We start from the raw sequence: 18,153 nt of genomic DNA on the forward strand, positions 1-18,153 counted from the left end.
AAATTATGGCTGAATTCGATAAAAAAAAGTTACTGGAATTAATGGGAGCAGTTGCTCCTGGAAAAGCAACTGCTGAACAGGAAAGTGATGATGAAGACGTATTTCTCAAAAATTTCTTACCCGTGGTTGATTATAGAAAAGCTTTGGAGCCAAGCATTTTATTAATTCAAGGTGGTCGGGGTGTGGGTAAAACAGAATTATTTCGTTTACTAGCCATTCCCTCTGGACGAGAAGCTTTAGTTAATAGTTTAAATATTCGAGGTCTTGCTCCTTTAAATCAGACCAGATGGATTGCAGGATTTGGTCGCACTCGCAAAACTGCAAAACGATTTCCGTCACCAGAAATTATAGAAAAAGAAATGCAAAACGCTACTAATCTTGAATGGCGTAGTTTCTGGTTAGGATTGATTTTAGGTGTCATTTTACAGGAACAAGAATCTGATATTGCCAGCATTATAGGTCAAGAATTGGAGCCAAATATTACTACTATTCTTAAAAATAGGTTATCGCTTTTATCAGAATGGAGAATTTTAGTTAAAGATAATTTTGAACATCTAAATTATGTTCTTGACAAATTAGACGAACAATTAATTAGTTCTGACCAATGGCTATTTATTACTTATGATGAATTGGATCGGTTATTGACTACTTATAATGCTCTAGCTAATCCGATTAGAGAATTATTAGCTTTTTGGCTCGATCGCTCTCGTCGTTGGGAGAGAATTCGACCAAAAATATTTCTTCGTACCGACCTATTTAGAGAGGAATTTTTGGGATTTCCTGATGCTTCTAAATTACAATCCCATCGGCTAGAATGGCAACGCTCTTGGCTCTATCAACTCTGGATTAAACGGTTAGCTAATTCCGATCAAGAAATGAGAGACTATTTACAGATGATCCCTAATTTAATTTATGAAAGCTCAACCCAACTAGGATGGAATGTTAGTAGTGATGAACGATTATTTGAAGAATTAATCGAAAAAATGATCGGTAAATATATGGGAGCTAGTCCTAAAAAAGGCATTACCTACCGATGGATACCTAATCATCTTCAGGATACTGGGGGTAGAATTGCTCCTCGCTCTTTTCTAAAATTATTCGACCTAGCGGCAGCCAAAAGATTAGAACGTTTTGAACAACTGACCGAGCTATACCTTCTACAACCCCCTGATCTCCAGAGTGCTTTAATGGATACTTCAGAGGATAGAATTAAAGAATTAGCACAGGAAGAATATCCTTGGTTAGAATCTCTAAAAACTAAGTTAGAAGGGTTAAAAACTCCTATGCCGAAAGAAACTTTTTTAGAGGCTGTGCGCTCAACTAAATGGAGTCCTGAAAAAGAAAACAAACCTCCCGTTCAGGAACCTGAAGGGATTGTGCAATATCTAATACAATTGGGTGTGGTGGAAAGTCAGATTGATGATCGAATTAATATACCTGAAATTTATTCATATGGGTTTAAAGTTAAACGTCGCGGTGGGGTTCAACGTCCTCAATAACTTGAGGATATCGACAATAATTTTATGTAGAATAAATAGTAAAATACATGAAGCAATAATAACTAATACTGGCAGATTTTAACAGTTGATAACTCCGATAGTTAATGTGTATTAGTCGGTGATAAACCCTATTATTTTCAGTAATCGATCGAAAATGTTTTTTAATTGGATAACTTTACCCTATTTATTAATTAATCCTGTTTTAATTCCCTTGAGTATAGCTCGATCGGAAACTATTCTTGCTCAAGAAGTCAGCGATCCTAATTATAAAAAACTGGTGCAGTACGCTCAAAATCAACAACTCGATCGCCTAGCCATGGCTGATATAATCCAGAATATCGCCACTCAATTTTTAGGAGCAAAATATCAAGCAGGATTACTCGATCGCTCTCCTACAGAAAAATTATTTATCTCTTTAAAAGAGTTTGATTGTGTCCTCTTTGTGGAAACAGTTCTCGCTTTGAGTCACAATTTTGCTTTAAAAAATTATCAGTATTCTGCTTTTAGTCAGCAGGTTTTAAATCAGCGTTATCGCCACGGTATTCTCGACGGTTATTGTAGTCGTCTTCACTACTTTTCCGATTGGATTAATGACAACCAAAAACGAGGTAATGTAGAAAATATAACTCAAAAATTAGGGGGAATTACTCTTGACAAAAAGCTCAATTTTATGAGCAAAAATCGCCCTCTATATCCCCAGTTAAAAACTCAAAGTAATTACGATTGTATTCAACAGGTAGAACAAGGATTAGAAAGCTTATCCTTAACCTATATTCCCACCCCTAAGATTAAAGATATTTACCCACAACTACAAGCTGGCGATATTATCGGTGTCGTGACTAATATTGCTGGTTTAGATACCACCCATACCGGTCTAGTTTATCGCTTTTCCGATGGCAAAATTGGCTTAATTCATGCCTCTCCTGCCGGTCAAGTTACCATTGCTAAAGACCTACAAAAATATATCACTAAAGTGGACAAGTCCATCGGTATTTTTGTAGTTCGTCCCCTTGATCCAAGAAATAATTAACCCTGAATTGCTTTAGCTAATTGAACGTGGAGTTTATGACTGGCTTTAAAAGCCATGTAATGGGCAGTGGGAATGGTTCCCAGTAAACTTAAATCACCAATTAAGTCCAATAATTTATGTCTTGCTGGTTCATTATCAAAGCGTAAAGGAGGATTTAACCATTGATTTTGATCGCAGACTAAAGCATTTTCTAAACTGCCTCCTTTAATTAAACCAGCCTTTTGCAGATACTCAATTTGATCGGCAAAACCGAAAGTCCGGGCTGACGCGATCGCCTCTTGAAAACTTTCTTGATCAGGACTCCAACTATACCATTGATTACCGATCGGTTTATAGGTGAAATCGATGCCGTAGGTAAAACGTAATTCAGGGGAAGGAATCGCCGCTACAAAAGCATCCCCTTCGTACAACCAAATCGGTTGAGAAATAGTTAAATCTGATGGAGAAAAAGAGTTATCTAAACCAGCATTTTCGATCGCTTCCACCCAGATTTTGGCCGAACCATCGAGGAGGGGAATTTCCGCACCATCCACCTCAATGCGAGCATCCTCTACCCCCAAAGCGGTTAAGGCAGCTAATAAATGCTCAACGGTTCTAACCTTTGCTTTTCCTTGTCCCAATTCCGTTGATAAAGTCGTTTGGTAAACCGAAGAAACTAGAGCGGGAATAATCGGTTGATTGGCTAAATCTCTGCGGACAAAATAACGTCCTTCCCCGGGGTTTGCCTCACAGACGCGCACCCGTGTTATTTCCCCTGAATGCAGGCCAATTCCCGATAATTCAAATTGTTTAGGGATAGTAGAAACCATAATTATTAAGTAGGTAGGCGTTAAAAATTATCAGATCCCCCCGCCTATCGGCACCCCCCTTATCAAGGGGGGCAGGGGGGATCGAACCTAAAATCCATTTTTAATTTAATTATAACCAGCTACTTAAGTAATAAAGTGAAAAGCTTATTAGTGGTTTTGGGGGTTGGGTTTTAGGTTTTTAGGGTATTGGGGTTTTAGTTGAATTTCCCTATGTCCCCATTTCCCTAATCCCCCATCCCCAATAACTGATTAGAATCGTTCCCCGATACCGAAATGGAGACGAGAACCACCATCGACATTAAAACCGTAGTCAACCCGAATTTGGCCGACGGGAGATTGTACCCGAACACCCAAACCGTAACCGAGACCAGTACCGGGTAAATCCCGGACAATCCCGGGTTGACCGAGGACATCCCCTTGGGAACCAATAGTAGTGCCGAAATCAACAAATAAAGCCCCCCCGATAATTGCGACAATGGGAAAACGATATTCGGCCGTCGCTTGGAAATAACTACGACCGCTACCCACTTCTCCCTCGGCGTAACCCCGTACAGAGTTACTACCCCCCACAATAAAAGCATCGTAGGGGGGTAAATCGCCTAATACTGTTCCTGCTTGCACATTAAAAGCGAGGGATTGCTGACCTTTAAAGATATCGGTTTCAAAGAGATTAAAGGAATTAATCAACCGAACGGGGATAAAGTAACTGTAACTACCCCGAACACGAGTGCCGAAAATACTGCCAGAACCGACCGGAATAGTTTGTTCTAAACCTAGACGCAGGAAAGAACCACTGGTAGGCTGCAGGGGATTATCGCGAAAATCTCGAATCGCGCCAACATTTAGGGAAAGTAGATCATCAATCCCAGAGGAACTAAACGCCAGTTGTTGACTACCAAAACCGTTGAGAGGTGCAGACAGAGGGGAGATGTCCCCATTGGCATTTTGCACCTGTACCTGTTGATAGTTAAAGCCTAGGGAAACCACCCATTTTGGTTTTGTAAACACATCGGGAGCCAAAGGACGGACAAAAGTAATACCGCCACCCGTCCGGACGATACGGGGACTATCATTATCGTTCAACGTCCTAATTGAGGAATTTTCCCCATCATAAACCAGAGAAATCGACTGTCGCCGGAAAACATTGACCGTGTAGGAAGTGCGGAAGTTATCCGTGGCAATCCAAGGATCGGAAAAACTCAGATCAAATAAAAATTCCCGTTCTCCTAACTGGACTTCTGCCCCTAAAGTTTGGTTATTACCGCCAAAATTGCGCTGTTGATAGCTGACAGTGCCGAATAGTCCCGCATTCGAGCTAATACCGCCCCCAGCGGCCAGGGAACCAGTATTACCTTCCACCACATCGACGTTAACAATCACCTCCCTTGGATCGCTGCCGGGAGAAAAAGACAGACGCACATCCTCGAATAAACCGAGACCGAAAACACGCTGTAAATCCTGTTGGGCCGTATTGCGGTTGAAAATATCCCCCGCTTTTAGGCGCATTTCCCTAGTAATGATAAATTCTCTGGTTTTACCCTTGACCGGTTCCTGTTCGACGTTAAAGTAGCGTACTTGAATTTTTTCGATTAAACCTTCGGAAATGACCAGAATCACCCGACCATCGGGAGTGACTTGCGGCGCACCGATTACCTGGGCCAGATCATAGCCGTTTTTGCTGTACCAGTCATTGATTTTTTTGACCCCCGCCTGTAATTCCCGCAAATTCAGGGTTTTGCCGTATTGACCGGCGAAAATTTCCTCGACCACCGCGGCCGGTAAAATCGATTTGTCCACGGTTTCCGGGGCAATTTGAATCTGTACCCCCTGAAAAACGGGGTTAGGTTGCACCTCAAAGGTGACTCGCACTCCTAGGGGCGTATCTTGGGGAACTGCCCGCACATCGGCAAAAAAACCCGTGGCAAAAACGGCGTTAATATCTTCTTGTAGTTGCGATCGAGTTGTGCTTCGTCCGGGTCGGGTGCGAATGGTATTATAAACTAGATTTTCCAATTCTCGATCGGCTCCTTGTACTACCACTTCGGCCACCAAAACCCGCGACTCCTCGGCCTGCGCTGGTGGGGCTGTTGTGGGAGTTTCTGGAGGAGTTGGGTTTTCTGGCGGTGGTGCCACGGGTGGAGTAGTTTCTTCCGTCGCGGCAGGAGACTGTACTAGCTGCTCGACGCGGGGAAAAACCGTCTCTGGGGGTTCTTCTTGGGCAATTGCCGTCGCGTGAAATAATCCGAAAATAGCCAGCAGCAGGGCCAGCGAGGAGTATCGCCTCGAAAAATTGAGATTTTTAAGCACTTCCACACACCCAGTAACACCATTATGGTTTTGTTTGTTTTCTCTGCCCGAGAAATTTAACGAACGTTAAAACTCTAGCAGATCGCTTACTCTCAGTAAATCCCAGCTTGACCGGTGACTCAAGAGATGCTGCCTCAGGTCTGATATTTGTCAGCCGTCAGTCAGCATTAAGTTTTTATCTTGCCATATCTTAGCTTTTTCTGGTTTGGCTCTATCCCAATTCACCATCGAGGATTATTGCCACCTCGGTGGGCGCACAATTAGTTACGCCGGGGCAGCCGTTAACGTCTTGTTTGTAATAACTGTACCAGTTGCGAGACCTGTTGGCGATTGAACATTTGCAGCAGGGTACTAGCTACTAATTCCGGTTCCAGGGTAATCAGAATTTGTGGTAATTTAGCGGTGGCTAATAATTGCAATTCTTGACTGACGGTGATTTCTTCCCCGCGACCCCATTCTAATAAATCACCGGCTTGTTTTAATTCCTTAATAATAACTGGGGCGAGAGTACGATAGGAATGTTTAGGGTTAGCCAATGCCGATTGGGCATTTTTAACTAAATATTGCCATTGTTGCTGTTCTGAAGCCAATTGAGACAGAGGTAAAATTAATTTTTGTAATTGCTGACGGGAAGCACTGGTTTCTTCCTGTTTGAACAGTTGTAACATCTGTTTGAGTATATCTCTGACCCTGATAGAAATAGAAGAGTCCGCCGCAATAGCTGGGGTCAATTTTCCCCGGCCGAGAAGATAGTTAAGATGGGCGCGTAATTCGGCAAAAGTCGCTTCACCGTTTTTAACGATCGCGTCAGCTTCCTCGACTCGCAAACCTAAGGGATCCTGCAGCTTATCGATCAATATCTGAAGCAGATCATAACCCTTGAGGAACAAAGATTCTAATTTTTGATCCACTTCTAGGGGATTTTCTTTCAGTATTTTGAAAGCATCCTCAAGACGGTGAGCAGTTTTTTGGATACTGCTATAACCTAACATGGCCGCCCCCCCCTTGACGGAATGGGCGGCACGAAACATCTCGTTCATCTGTTCATTGTTGTTGACGAGATTGCCTAAGTCTAAAATCCCCTGTTCCAAAGTTTCCAGGTGTTCTTTTGCTTCTTCGATGAAATACCCGAGAATTTTCTGAGCGTTAACAGAGTCCAAAGTCTTATCCCCTTTATCACGATGCTGTCTAGTCCTAGATTGCCCAGTTTTTCAGGAAATATATCAGTTATCTAATTGAATAATATAATATGTGGGGTTTGCGGCAAAAAGCTTTTCCTGGGGCAGGGTGTGGGCTGTGGGGTGTGGGGTTTTATCGATTTTCAGGTGGTCAACTACCTAATTTTCAGGGAAAAAGTCCAGGGATTTTCCCCCCGATCCCCGCAATGACTGGCACTTTTTGAGGAAAAAAAGTCTAAAAGCCTTATCCAACAAGGTTTTAAGCTTTATTCAGCAAGCCCTAAATAATCGTAGATTATTTGTTCAAACTTTATGTTATTTTAATCTCTTAAAACCTTGGTTATTTTTTATTTTTATTCCTCAAATAATTCGCTTGTTCTGTCGTTTATTTTCCCTGCTTAATAAATAATAAATTCTCTTTTAGAGAAGGTTTTTCCACGCAATTCCTATTTCTCTTTTGCCTAGAGTTTCAGAAGATCGATAGTATAGCAAAAAATGGGTTATTTAGGACGCTTTCAATTTTCAAACTCTTATCGGTCAAGGGTTTCAGCGATTGATTGTCCTAACCACCCCGATCTTGGCTATATAAGATAACTGCTGTAAATTGAAATATACAAAAAAGGGCGATCGCTTGATCGCCCTTTTCTCATACTAAATAACAAAAATTATCTCAAGAGATACACCAGTAAAAATAGGATAATCCAGACCACATCGACGAAATGCCAGTATAATTCTGCTGCTTCCACACCAAAGTGAGATTGACTAGAATAGTGGTCTTTTTGACGAGAACGCCAGAGGACAGATAGAATCAGCACTAAACCAAAAGTAACGTGGAGACCGTGGAATCCGGTTAAAGCATAAAAAGCGCTGGTGAAAACATTAGTTGTCAGACCGAATTCAGCGTGATAATATTCGTATCCTTGACCACAAAGGAAGATAATTCCCATCAGGGCAGTAATACCGAACCACAATTGTAAACCGGCGTTATTATTTTGTTTAATCGCCTTTTGTCCTATGTGCATAACAAAACTACTGGACACCAGAATAATCGTGTTAATTGTCGGTAGGGTTAATTCTAATTCGGGCGTGCCGGCGGGGGGCCAAACGGGTAACATGGTACGGTAGAACAAGAAAGCGGCAAATAAGCCTAAAAAGATGGAACTTTCCGCCACTAGAAACAGAACCACACCGAATAAGCGATGATCTGGGTGGCCATGATGTCCGTGTTCCACCGTTTCCTGATGATAATTGACAGAGAGTTGAGAATCTTCGAGCGTTGAACCTTGCATAATTGAATATCCTTAGTTTACACGGGAGACGGGAAGCTTTTTTTCAGTGATCAGTGGGAAGTGGGAAGTGGGAAGCTTTTTTTCAGTAAACAGCAATCAGTGAACTGATAACTGATAACTGATAACTGATAACTGATTATTGGGATTCCGCACCTACTTCAGCGAGGAGATCTTGTACTGATTCCTCTGCTTCCGATTCTTCCATATCAATACCGTAATCGTAGGGGCCGGACCAAAGAATCGGCATTTCCTCGAAATTCTCGATAATTGGGGGAGAGGAAGTTTGCCATTCTAGGGTTAAAGCGCGCCAAGGATTACGGCCGGCGGGTTGACCTTTAAAGGCACTCCAGACCATATTAATAGCGAAGGGAATACTTGATATACCGAGAATATAAGCCCCTGCGGTACTAAGAACATTTAAACCCTGAAACTGCACATCATACAGGGCAATACGACGGTTCATACCCAATAATCCCAATTCGTGCATCGGCATGAAAGTTAAATTCAAACCGATAAAAGTGAGAACAAAGTGGATACGACCGAGAGTTTCGTTATACATCCGTCCGGTCATTTTCGGGAACCAATGGTAAACGGCAGAAAACAGGGCCATTGCCGTACCACCAAATAGTACATAATGGAAGTGACCGACGACAAAATAGGTATCGTGGACGTGGATATCGAAGGGAACAGAAGCCAACATAATCCCGGTCAAACCACCGATGAGGAAAGAAGACAGGAAACCGATCCCAAATAACAAAGACGTATTGAGACTGAGTTTACCCCCCCAAAGGGTGGCACACCAACTAAAGATTTTAATGCCTGTGGGAACGGCGATTAACATGGTTGCCGCCATGAAAAACATCCGTAACCAGCCGGGGGTGCCGCTGGTGAACATATGGTGGGCCCAAACGATTAAACCCAAGAAACAGATGGTGAGACTGGAATAGGCGATCGCTCGATAACCAAAAATCGGTTTACGCGCGTGAACCGGTAATATCTCCGATATCGTGCCGAAAAAGGGCAAAATCATGATATAAACGGCAGGATGGGAGTAAAACCAGAACATATGCTGATAAACCACCGGATCGCCGCCGCCAGCGGGATTAAAAAAGCTCGTGCCAGCGATTAAATCAAAGGACAAGAGAACGAGAGCAGAAGCGAGAACGGGGGTGGAAAGCAGTACCAGAGTCGAGGTGGCCAGCATTGCCCAACAAAATAGCGGCATACTGTACAAATCCATCTCAGGAATCCGCATTTTCAGGATCGTGGTGATGAAATTAATCGAGCCTAAAATCGAAGAAGTCCCGATCAATAAAAGGCTCAAAATCCACAATTCTTCGCCCCATTTGCCGCTAATTAAGCTTAAAGGTGGGTAGGAAGTCCAACCGGACTGGGGGGCGCCGACAAAGAAACTGGATAATAATAGCAGCCCGCCGGGGGGATTAAGCCAGAAAGCCACGGCGTTAAGACGAGGAAAAGCCATATCTTCCGCCCCAATCATCAGGGGAATGAGATAATTGGCAAAACCCGCCCCAACCGGAACGATCCAAAGAAAGATCATGATCGTTCCGTGCATGGTCATGAATTGGTTATATAGTTCTGGGGAGACGAAATCGGGGTCGGGAGTGGCTAATTCTGTCCGCAGCACTTCCGCGAAAGCACCGCCAATAAAGAAGAAAAGAAAGGCAGTCACCAGATATTGAATACCGATGACTTTATGATCGGTGCAGAAAGTGAAGTAATCCGTCCACTTGCGGTGATGGATCACCTCGGGAACGGTTGCTGGGGTGGTTATTTCCGTTGATGCTGTCATAATACCAAGATTTTAGATGACAAGAAAAATTACATTTGCTGCTGATGGGCAACTTGGGCGAGGATTTCAGCGTCGATGCCCATTTCTTCGGTGTAGGGGGTCAAATATTGACTATCAGAGCGATCTTTAGCGGTCATAGCTACGGTTTGATCGCTGTCAACTTCGGCGATTGTGTTGTCCTGCACCCATTGGTCGTAATCCCCTTGGGAGTGAACCACAAAGCTAGATTTCATGCCGCCGTGATAGGCCCCGCAAAGTTCCGCACAAATGATCGGATATTGACCAATTTGGTTGGATGTGAACGATAACACCGTTTCCTGTCCGGGGATAACGTCCTGTTTTAGACGCAATTGGGGAACCCAGAAAGCATGGATCACATCCCCTGCTTCCATATTCAGTTGCACGGGGCGATTGACGGGAGCGTGCAGTTCCCCAGAAACAATGCCAGTTTCGGGATAGGTGAAGATCCAAGCGTATTGAATACCTTTAACATTGACCACTAGGGGGGGAACTCCTTCACCATCGTAGGAATTGCCGATACCTAGGGCGACTCTGCGATCGCCGCCCAGGGCCATCATCGTGCCGTGGTGATGACCGTGGTGGGCGATTTCTCCTTTGCCACCCTTGGAAATCAAGGGATCGAGACCGCCGATATTGTTATAAATCTCGAAGCTATAGACGGCAAGGATAAAGACGATTACCGTCGGAATGGCTGTCCAGAAGATTTCTAGGGGGACATTGCCCTCCACTGCCGGCCCGTCGGTTTGATCCCCCGGTTTGCGGCGAAAGCGAATCACTATATAGATAATCACGCCTTCAACTATTAAAAATAGTCCCGTGGCGATGGTCATCATCAGATTAAAGATATTATCTATCTCCTGAGCATCTTCAGAAGCGGCCACAGGCATTAAGCCATGATTTTGGCCGTACCAGAGACTAATTAAGGTTAAGGTGATCCCGAGTACGAGCGTCAGGATACTGCTGGGAATTTTCACGGTCTTTTCAATATTTTTAATAGTGGCTACTTATTCAAGGCTAAAACATGATTCCCGTATAGATGGGAAATTTAACCAGCATCTTCTGAGAATTTTATCTTTTCTTTGGGATCGTTTTCAGGGAAAGTATTTAAAATAACTAATTTTTATATTTTATTCTGAGTTTATGTAAACAAATGTAACGAAAATGTCCAGAAATCTAAAGAATATCTAAAAGGTTTTACTTGTCGTAAAAAAACTCATTCACAGTGATAAATAACTGGCAAACCAAGCCAGGATCTTTGATGACAGACTCCTTGAGAACAGGCAAACCGATGACCGAATCTGTTTTTAACCCGACACCCCTAAGAGAAACCGGCAATATTCAGGTGTGGATGCGCCGCTTAGTCTGGAAAATTGCGATCGCTACTTTCGCCCTCATGGTGGTGGGCGCTGCCACCAGAGTTATGAACGCCGGTTTAGCTTGTCCCGATTGGCCTCTCTGTTACGGTCAATGGATTCCCAGTCAGCAGATGAATCTACAGGTATTTCTGGAGTGGTTTCACCGTCTGGATGCCTCTTTGATCGGGTTTAGTACGATCGCTCTCGTCGGTCTGTCTTGGTGGTATCGTCGCCATCTTCCCCCTTGGCTGTTGCCCTCGGCGATCGCTGCCTTGGCTTTAATTCTCCTGCAAGGAGTCCTGGGAGGATTAACCGTGACCCAATTACTGCGATTTGACATCGTAACCGCCCATTTAGCCACAGCTTTGCTCTTTTTCTCCACCCTAATCGTCATTGCTATCGGTCTGACCCCCTACCGTGGCACAGGTACGGTCGGAAAACTAACTGGGATGGGAATGATCGCCACCGGTCTAGTTTATCTGCAATGTCTCCTCGGCGGTCTCGTCGGTTCCCGTTGGGCAGCCCATCAGTGTTTAACGGTTTCCCAACTCTGCACGGTGATGAATAGCCACATTATCGGGGTTTTTCCCGCCACTATCTCGGTTTTAACCCTAGTTTTCTTCGCGTGGCGAGCTGCCGCTATCCCTCCTCTCCTCAAAAAACTAGCTTTTAGCGCCGGGGGATTAGTCGCCCTACAGGTGTTTTTAGGCGTTGCCACCCTGAAACTACATCTCCAGGTGGAACCCTTAACCATCACCCACCACAGCATCGGTGCGCTATTGGTGGCAACCCTCGTCGCTTTTACCACTTTCGCCCTTCGCGATCGTTCTTTCGCGCCTAAGTAACTAGACACAATTAATTGCACATATCTAACCGCCTCTTGCCTATTGCCCATCCTAACCAAGAAGTTAATTTTGTCCCATTACTTATAAGCCATCTCTAAGGATTTAATCACGATGACTGGAACTCAAGCCCTTCGCCACCACGATAATTTTTTACAAGTCGCTAAAAGTTATTATCAACTCACCAAACCCCGAATTATTCCTCTACTGCTGATTACCACGGTTGCCTCTATGGAAATCGCCTCTAAAGGTCAGGTTTCCCCCCTCTTACTCTTTCTTACCCTCCTCGGTGGCACTCTCGCCGCCGCCGCCGCTCAAACCTTAAACTGCATCTATGATCGCGATATCGATCACACCATGCTTCGCACCCGCGCCCGTCCCATTCCCTCTGGCCGCGTGCAACCCCTCCACGCCCTCATTTTTGCCCTCGTTTTAGCCTCCCTTTCCCTAGCAATTTTTGTCTTTTTTGTCAATACTTTGAGCGGATTTTTAGCAATGACCGGCATCGCATTTTATATGCTGATTTATACCCATCTGCTCAAGCGTCATAGTGTCCAAAATATTGTTATCGGTGGCGCAGCTGGCTCGATTCCTCCCCTCGTCGGTTGGGCGGCAGTAACGGGCGATCTCGGTTGGATTCCCTGGATTTTATTCGCCATTATTTTCCTTTGGACTCCTCCCCATTTTTGGGCTTTAGCTTTAATGATCAAGGATGATTATGCAGAAGTAGATATCCCGATGATGCCCGTAGTTAAAGGAGAAGAAGCCACTAGCGAGCAGATTTGGCTCTATACTTTAATCGTCGTTCCTTTCACTTTCCTCCTGATTTATCCCTTGGCTGCCTGTGGTGTGGTTTATGGTGTAGCGGCTTTGGTTTTAGGGTTTGTTTTCCTGAAAAAAGCTTGGCGATTAAAACAGAATCCTTTTGATCGAGACATGGCTCGATCGCTGTTTAAATATTCCATTCTTTACATGATGTTATTATGTACAGCTATGGTGATCGATAGTTTACCCATGACCTCTCGTCTCCTCGCTACAATTGCCAGTTTATTCTCCTGTAGTTAGGTTTTGCTGAAAAAGTTTGTTGGTGGTGTCGGGAGTCAGGAGTCGGGAGTCAGGAGTCAGGAGATTATTTTCATTTATGCTCCCCATCTCCCCATCTCCCCATCTCCCCATCTCCCCAAGTCATCATTCATAATTACCCCCGACTACTGATTGCGACTGAGGGAGTTAATTCGCTCGATTAGTTGGGCTAAGATGTCTTGTAATTGTCGATCTTGATGCTGGGAAAGGTTGATTTTATCACAGCTATAAATAACGGTGGTGTGATCTTTGCCGCCAAATTCTTCGCCAATGCGCGGTAAGCTTAAATCCGTGTGTTGACGCATCAAATACATCCCAATCTGTCGGGCAAAACTAATTTCTCGCCGGCGGGAATTTCCCTTTAGATCAGCGATCGAGAGTTGAAATTTTTCCGCTACTACCGCCATAATAATCTCAGGAGAAGTGGCAATTTTGGCCATTGGTGGATTTAAAACTGGCGCGATATTTTCTACCGTCATCGGCAATCCAGAGATAGAAATATAAGTAGTAGCTCGGATTAATGCCCCCTCTAATTCGCGAATATTAGAAGTATAATTAACGGCAATATATTCGATAACTTCTCTTGGGAGACGCAGATTTTCGTACTCGGCCTTTTTTTGTAAAATTGCCATACGAGTTTCGATATCTGGTGCTTGGATATCGGCGACTAATCCCATAGAAAAGCGAGAAATTAAACGATCCTGTAAACTGGGAATCTGTTTGGGCAAGCGATCGGAGGCTAAAACCACCTGTTTTCCAGCTTCGTGCAGGGTATTAAAGGTATGAAAAAATTCTTCTTGAGTGTATTCTTTTCCTTCAATAAATTGCAGATCATCCACTAATAATATATCGGCATGACGATAATGATTACGAAAACTTTCCATACTATCTTGACGGATAGCGGTGATTAAATCATTCGTAAATTGTTCTGTCGATACATAAAAAACCTTGGATTGGGGATATAATTCTAGACGATAATGACCGATCGCTTGCATCAAATGGGTTTTACCTAATCCCACCCCACCACAGAGAAAAAGCGGGTTAAATTCCCTTCCGGGTAATTCCGCGACCGCTAAAGCAGCCGCGTGGGCCATGCGATTAGTTGGACCGACAACAAAACGGGAAAAATTATATTTAGGGTTAAGTTGATTACTGGGAGATAATTCTAATTCTAAGCTACTGTTAGGCTGGAAAATAGCGATCAAATCCCCCTGTTGTGCCGTTAGTTGAATCTCGACTGGATAACCGACGATATCCTCCACTACTTCAGCAATTGTTGACAGATAATTTTTCTGAAGATGGTTAAGAATAAAAGGATTGGCAGCCTGAATTACTAAGCGATCGTTTTGCCATTCTTTAACCGTCGCCGTTTGAAACCAAGTCTCGAAAGCGGGACGGGTTAATAGTAATTTTAGACGCTCTAGGAGATTATGCCAAAGTTGTTGGGCGCTGCTATCCACGATTAATTTTGATTAACAAAGTTGCTCTAGTGCTGCTGTGGGGAAACCTTATCAGTTTAGCGAGATTTTGCCGCTCAAGATAAAATGATTTTCAGAGGGAAACAATTAATCTTTATACAGATGACACAAGTTTTAACGATCACCCAATTAGGAAATCCAATTCTACAGCAAAAAGCACCGGAGATCGATAATCTTCTCGATTCTGACTGTCAAAATTTGATCGATTCCCTGATTACCACCGTACAAGCTGCCCACGGGGTAGGAATCGCCGCGCCCCAAGTTGCTCGGTCTCTGCGTCTGTTTATCGTTGCTTCTGGTCCCAATCCTCGTTATCCCGACGCTCCGATCATGTCACCCACTGCCATGATTAATCCGCGTATTTTGCAGGTGAGCGAGGAAATGGTCAAGGGTTGGGAAGGTTGTCTCAGTGTCCCCAATTGGCGCGGTTTTGTCCCCCGTCATCAGTGGATTGAGGTGGCCTATTATGATCGCAATGGTGGCGAAATCCGTCAAGTTTTCAGGGATTTTGTCGCGCGTATCTTTCAACACGAATACGATCATCTGGAAGGAATCCTCTTTCTCGATCGCCTTGCTTCTCCGGCGGATTTATACTCGGAGGAAGAATACCAAAAAATCAGGAATATTGCTGAATATAAGCGATAAAATCGCAAAATCTGCCTATCTCTTCAAAATAAGTTAAATAACCTAACGGGAATATTTTATCTGGCGACAAAATTTTTGTTGGTAAATCTAATTTTTTTGTTAAAATGATAACGATTATCATTCTATGTAGAACACCCAAGCAAACAAATGAACTACTTGACAAAATAAACTAATTGTGTTCTGGAATTCTACCCTCAATTAACTAGGGAGATACTCAAGACTTTTTCGGTGACTAGGAAAATCAATTTTTCCAATTTTCGCCACGGAGATAACCCCAAAGATGAGGGAATAACCCGATAGCTTTCATTAGTTATCGTCTAGATGCCCAGAAAAATAAATACTCTAGCAAAGGGTATTTATTGACATTGGTAAAATCAGAAAACTTGGCCGATCAATTAACTATTGCAGTCTGTAAAAATATCTATGACCTTAGCTAAATCCAAAGCAATTTTCGACAATGATGACTACAATCACTTTCCCGAAGTGATTACCGAACCTAAATCGCCGGTATCGGAAGCCGAGATGATGCAAGCGGTAAGAACACTGCTGTTAGGATTAGGAGAAGATCCCGATCGCGAAGGTTTACGAGACACTCCAAAACGAGTAGTAAAAGCCCTAAAATTTCTCACTTCCGGTTATCAGCAATCCCTGGATGAATTGCTGAATGGGGCAGTTTTTCACGAGGATGCTAACGAGATGGTTTTAATCCGAGACATCGATATTTTTAGCTCCTGTGAACACCATATTTTACCAATTATCGGCCGCGCTCATGTTGCCTATATTCCTAACGGGAAAGTGATCGGTTTATCGAAAATTGCCCGCATCTGTGAAATGTACGCCAGACGACTGCAAGTACAGGAACGTTTAACCGCACAAATTGCCGATGCTTTGCAGGGATTACTGCAACCTCAAGGGGTGGCTGTGGTGATTGAAGCGACTCATATGTGTATGGTAATGCGCGGGGTTGAAAAATCCGGTTCTTGGACTTCTACGAGTGCCGTGCGCGGTATTTTTGCCGATTCTGCTAAGACTCGTCAAGAGTTTATGAGTTTGATTCGTCATAGTCCCGATTTTCACTAATTACTCAGGGGGATCGGGATTATTTGATCGTCCTATCCCCGGTTTTTTCCTAAGCAAAAAACCAGAGCAAAACCAGCTATTTACTGTTTACTTTTTATTTTTAACTCGCTGTTATCATGCTGATTCGTCCCCGTCGTCTTCGTTATACTCCAGCGATTCGCCGTCTTGTTCGTGAAACCGAATTAACCGTTAATGACTTGATTTATCCCCTCTTTATTATGGAGGGAGAAAATCAAAAGGTGGCTATTCCTTCTATGCCCGATTGTTATCGTTATTCCCTCGATTTATTGCTCAAAGAAGTGGTTAATGCTTATAACTTAGGCATTAATGCCATCGCTCTTTTCCCCTTGATTGCCGAAGATAAAAAAGATAATTTCGGCAGAGAAAGTTATAATCCCGATGGTTTAGTGCCAAGGGCGGTGAAAGCGATCAAAAAAGAAGTCCCTGAAATAATTATTATCACCGATGTTGCCCTCGATCCTTTTTCGATTTATGGTCATGATGGTATTGTGGAGGACGGGAAAATTCTCAACGATGAAACCCTAGAAGTTTTAGTGAAAATGTCGCTCTCACAAGCGGCAGCCGGGGCTAATTTCGTCGCCCCTTCCGATATGATGGATGGTAGGGTTGGGGCGATCCGTCGAGCTTTAGATGCGGCTGGCTATTTAGATGTGGGAATTCTCGCTTATACGGCTAAATATGCCTCTGCTTATTATGGTCCCTTCCGAGATGCCTTAGAATCAGCGCCAAAATTTGGTGATAAGAAAACCTATCAAATGGATGGGGCTAATAGTCGGGAAGCCTTACGGGAAGCCAGTTTAGACATAACAGAAGGGGCAGATATTATTATGGTTAAGCCCGCTCTTGCCTACCTCGATATTATCCGTCGTCTGCGCGATAGTAGTCATCTTCCCGTCGCCGCTTACAACGTCAGTGGTGAATACGCAATGATTAAAGCGGCGGCAAAACAGGGCTGGATTGACGAAAAAAGCCTGATTTTGGAAACTTTAACCAGTATGAAACGAGCGGGGGCCGATTTGATTTTGACCTATTTTGCTCTCGATGTGGCATTAATGAAACAGGAAAGCCGATTTTAGGGTTTTTGCCAGCGAAATTGATAGAAATTATCCTGCGCTCCCCATACCTGCCGACCAAGGCTATCATAACCTCGATCGCTGGTATCCATGCCCTGGGAATGTAGAATAATTGTATTAGTTATTTTCACCGCACCTCTGGCATTAGTGGGACAACCCTGGGGGGGAGTTTCTCCCCGATAACCCCCCGCTATCGGTTTTAAAAACACAGTACACACCGACTCGGCCAAATCTGATACATTTAATTTTCTCTCTGTCAAGTCTTTGTTACAAAAATTAATAAAGTTGGCGGCATTATTTAACTTATAAGCTTTTGATTCCACAGTGGAATTATCGGGGCTAGGTTGAATGACTAAAATTCTTTGACGATAGGGTTGATTTAAGCGATCGATAATCGCCTGTTCCTGATAAAGATAAATACTATCCTGTTTCGGGGAAAAATTCACGGCACAGGTGGTCATTTGCACCTTAGCAATGCGGGGGTTAGTCTGCGCTTGTTGCGTCGTATCCATAACCCCAATTAAATGATTAGCCACCCCCTGCACTTGCGGGTTAAGGGACAAAGATTGAGTGAGAAAAAATCCTAGGGTGATCGAAGTTTTCAGCATGAGAGGAAGCTTGATTCTAGGT

At 43.7% G+C, this 18,153-nt stretch carries 15 protein-coding genes; 7 read left to right on the forward strand and 8 right to left on the reverse strand.

Annotated features, from left to right (window positions below):
- Positions 1-5: 5 nt before the first annotated feature.
- Together N0824_RS07415 and N0824_RS07420 are read left to right on the forward strand one after the other, a co-directional pair.
- A complete protein-coding gene (locus tag N0824_RS07415) occupies positions 6-1,499 on the forward strand; it encodes a P-loop ATPase, Sll1717 family (RefSeq protein ID WP_108936299.1) in 1,494 nt (497 codons plus the stop codon).
- A gap of 154 nt (positions 1,500-1,653) precedes the next feature.
- A complete protein-coding gene (locus N0824_RS07420; protein WP_108936300.1) occupies positions 1,654-2,529 on the forward strand; it encodes an N-acetylmuramoyl-L-alanine amidase-like domain-containing protein in 876 nt (291 codons plus the stop codon).
- Here the strand turns inward: N0824_RS07420 and lpxC are convergent.
- The 6 genes from lpxC to N0824_RS07455 all read right to left on the reverse strand — a co-directional run bounded on the left by lpxC (position 2,526) and on the right by N0824_RS07455 (position 10,920).
- On the reverse strand, positions 2,526-3,338 hold the full coding sequence (gene lpxC / locus N0824_RS07425; RefSeq protein WP_108936301.1) for a UDP-3-O-acyl-N-acetylglucosamine deacetylase: 813 nt from the start codon (positions 3,336-3,338) through the stop codon (positions 2,526-2,528). The genes N0824_RS07420 and lpxC overlap by 4 nt on opposite strands.
- Positions 3,339-3,587: 249 nt before the next feature.
- Complete coding sequence (locus tag N0824_RS07430; RefSeq protein WP_108936302.1) at positions 3,588-5,651, reverse strand: BamA/TamA family outer membrane protein; 2,064 nt, start codon at positions 5,649-5,651, stop codon at positions 3,588-3,590.
- A gap of 275 nt (positions 5,652-5,926) precedes the next feature.
- Positions 5,927-6,805 (reverse strand): Hpt domain-containing protein, encoded by an 879-nt coding sequence (locus N0824_RS07435; protein WP_108936303.1) that lies wholly within the window; start codon positions 6,803-6,805, stop codon positions 5,927-5,929.
- 683 nt (positions 6,806-7,488) lie between these two features.
- The gene (locus tag N0824_RS07445; RefSeq protein ID WP_052277060.1) at positions 7,489-8,112 is read right to left on the reverse strand and encodes a heme-copper oxidase subunit III; all 624 of its coding nucleotides are present in this window, start codon (positions 8,110-8,112) and stop codon (positions 7,489-7,491) included.
- A 136-nt stretch (positions 8,113-8,248) separates the two neighbouring features.
- Positions 8,249-9,925 (reverse strand): cytochrome c oxidase subunit I, encoded by a 1,677-nt coding sequence (gene ctaD, locus N0824_RS07450; RefSeq protein WP_108936304.1) that lies wholly within the window; start codon positions 9,923-9,925, stop codon positions 8,249-8,251.
- 29 nt (positions 9,926-9,954) lie between these two features.
- Positions 9,955-10,920, reverse strand: a complete 966-nt coding sequence (locus N0824_RS07455; protein ID WP_046663288.1) for a cytochrome c oxidase subunit II — start codon at positions 10,918-10,920, stop codon at positions 9,955-9,957.
- A gap of 314 nt (positions 10,921-11,234) precedes the next feature.
- Between N0824_RS07455 and N0824_RS07460 the strand changes: the two genes are divergently transcribed.
- A complete protein-coding gene (locus tag N0824_RS07460; protein ID WP_108936338.1) occupies positions 11,235-12,146 on the forward strand; it encodes a heme A synthase in 912 nt (303 codons plus the stop codon).
- 111 nt (positions 12,147-12,257) lie between these two features.
- Complete coding sequence (locus tag N0824_RS07465) at positions 12,258-13,208, forward strand: heme o synthase (RefSeq protein WP_108936305.1); 951 nt, start codon at positions 12,258-12,260, stop codon at positions 13,206-13,208.
- 143 nt (positions 13,209-13,351) lie between these two features.
- Here N0824_RS07465 and dnaA read toward each other — a convergent pair whose 3' ends face one another.
- Complete coding sequence (dnaA, locus tag N0824_RS07470) at positions 13,352-14,686, reverse strand: chromosomal replication initiator protein DnaA (RefSeq protein WP_108936306.1); 1,335 nt, start codon at positions 14,684-14,686, stop codon at positions 13,352-13,354.
- Positions 14,687-14,770: 84 nt separating this feature from the next.
- On the opposite strand from dnaA, the gene def reads away from it, so the two are divergent.
- The 3 genes from def (at position 14,771) to hemB (ending at position 17,526) form a co-directional block, all read left to right on the forward strand.
- Positions 14,771-15,349, forward strand: coding sequence for a peptide deformylase (def, locus tag N0824_RS07475; RefSeq protein WP_108936307.1), 579 nt, complete (start codon positions 14,771-14,773; stop codon positions 15,347-15,349).
- Between the two features lie 423 nt (positions 15,350-15,772).
- The gene (gene folE, locus N0824_RS07480) at positions 15,773-16,429 is read left to right on the forward strand and encodes a GTP cyclohydrolase I FolE (RefSeq protein ID WP_108936308.1); all 657 of its coding nucleotides are present in this window, start codon (positions 15,773-15,775) and stop codon (positions 16,427-16,429) included.
- 116 nt (positions 16,430-16,545) lie between these two features.
- Positions 16,546-17,526: a porphobilinogen synthase gene (gene hemB, locus N0824_RS07485; RefSeq protein ID WP_002789044.1), complete on the forward strand. Its 981-nt coding sequence runs from the start codon at positions 16,546-16,548 to the stop codon at positions 17,524-17,526.
- Here hemB and N0824_RS07490 read toward each other — a convergent pair.
- Positions 17,523-18,131: a chromophore lyase CpcT/CpeT gene (locus N0824_RS07490; protein ID WP_108936309.1), complete on the reverse strand. Its 609-nt coding sequence runs from the start codon at positions 18,129-18,131 to the stop codon at positions 17,523-17,525. The two genes, hemB and N0824_RS07490, sit on opposite strands and share 4 nt — an antisense overlap.
- Positions 18,132-18,153 lie beyond the last annotated feature (22 nt).

The sequence above is a fragment of the Microcystis sp. 0824 genome (assembly GCF_003112475.1).
In the GTDB taxonomy this organism is placed as follows: domain Bacteria; phylum Cyanobacteriota; class Cyanobacteriia; order Cyanobacteriales; family Microcystaceae; genus Microcystis; species Microcystis aeruginosa_C.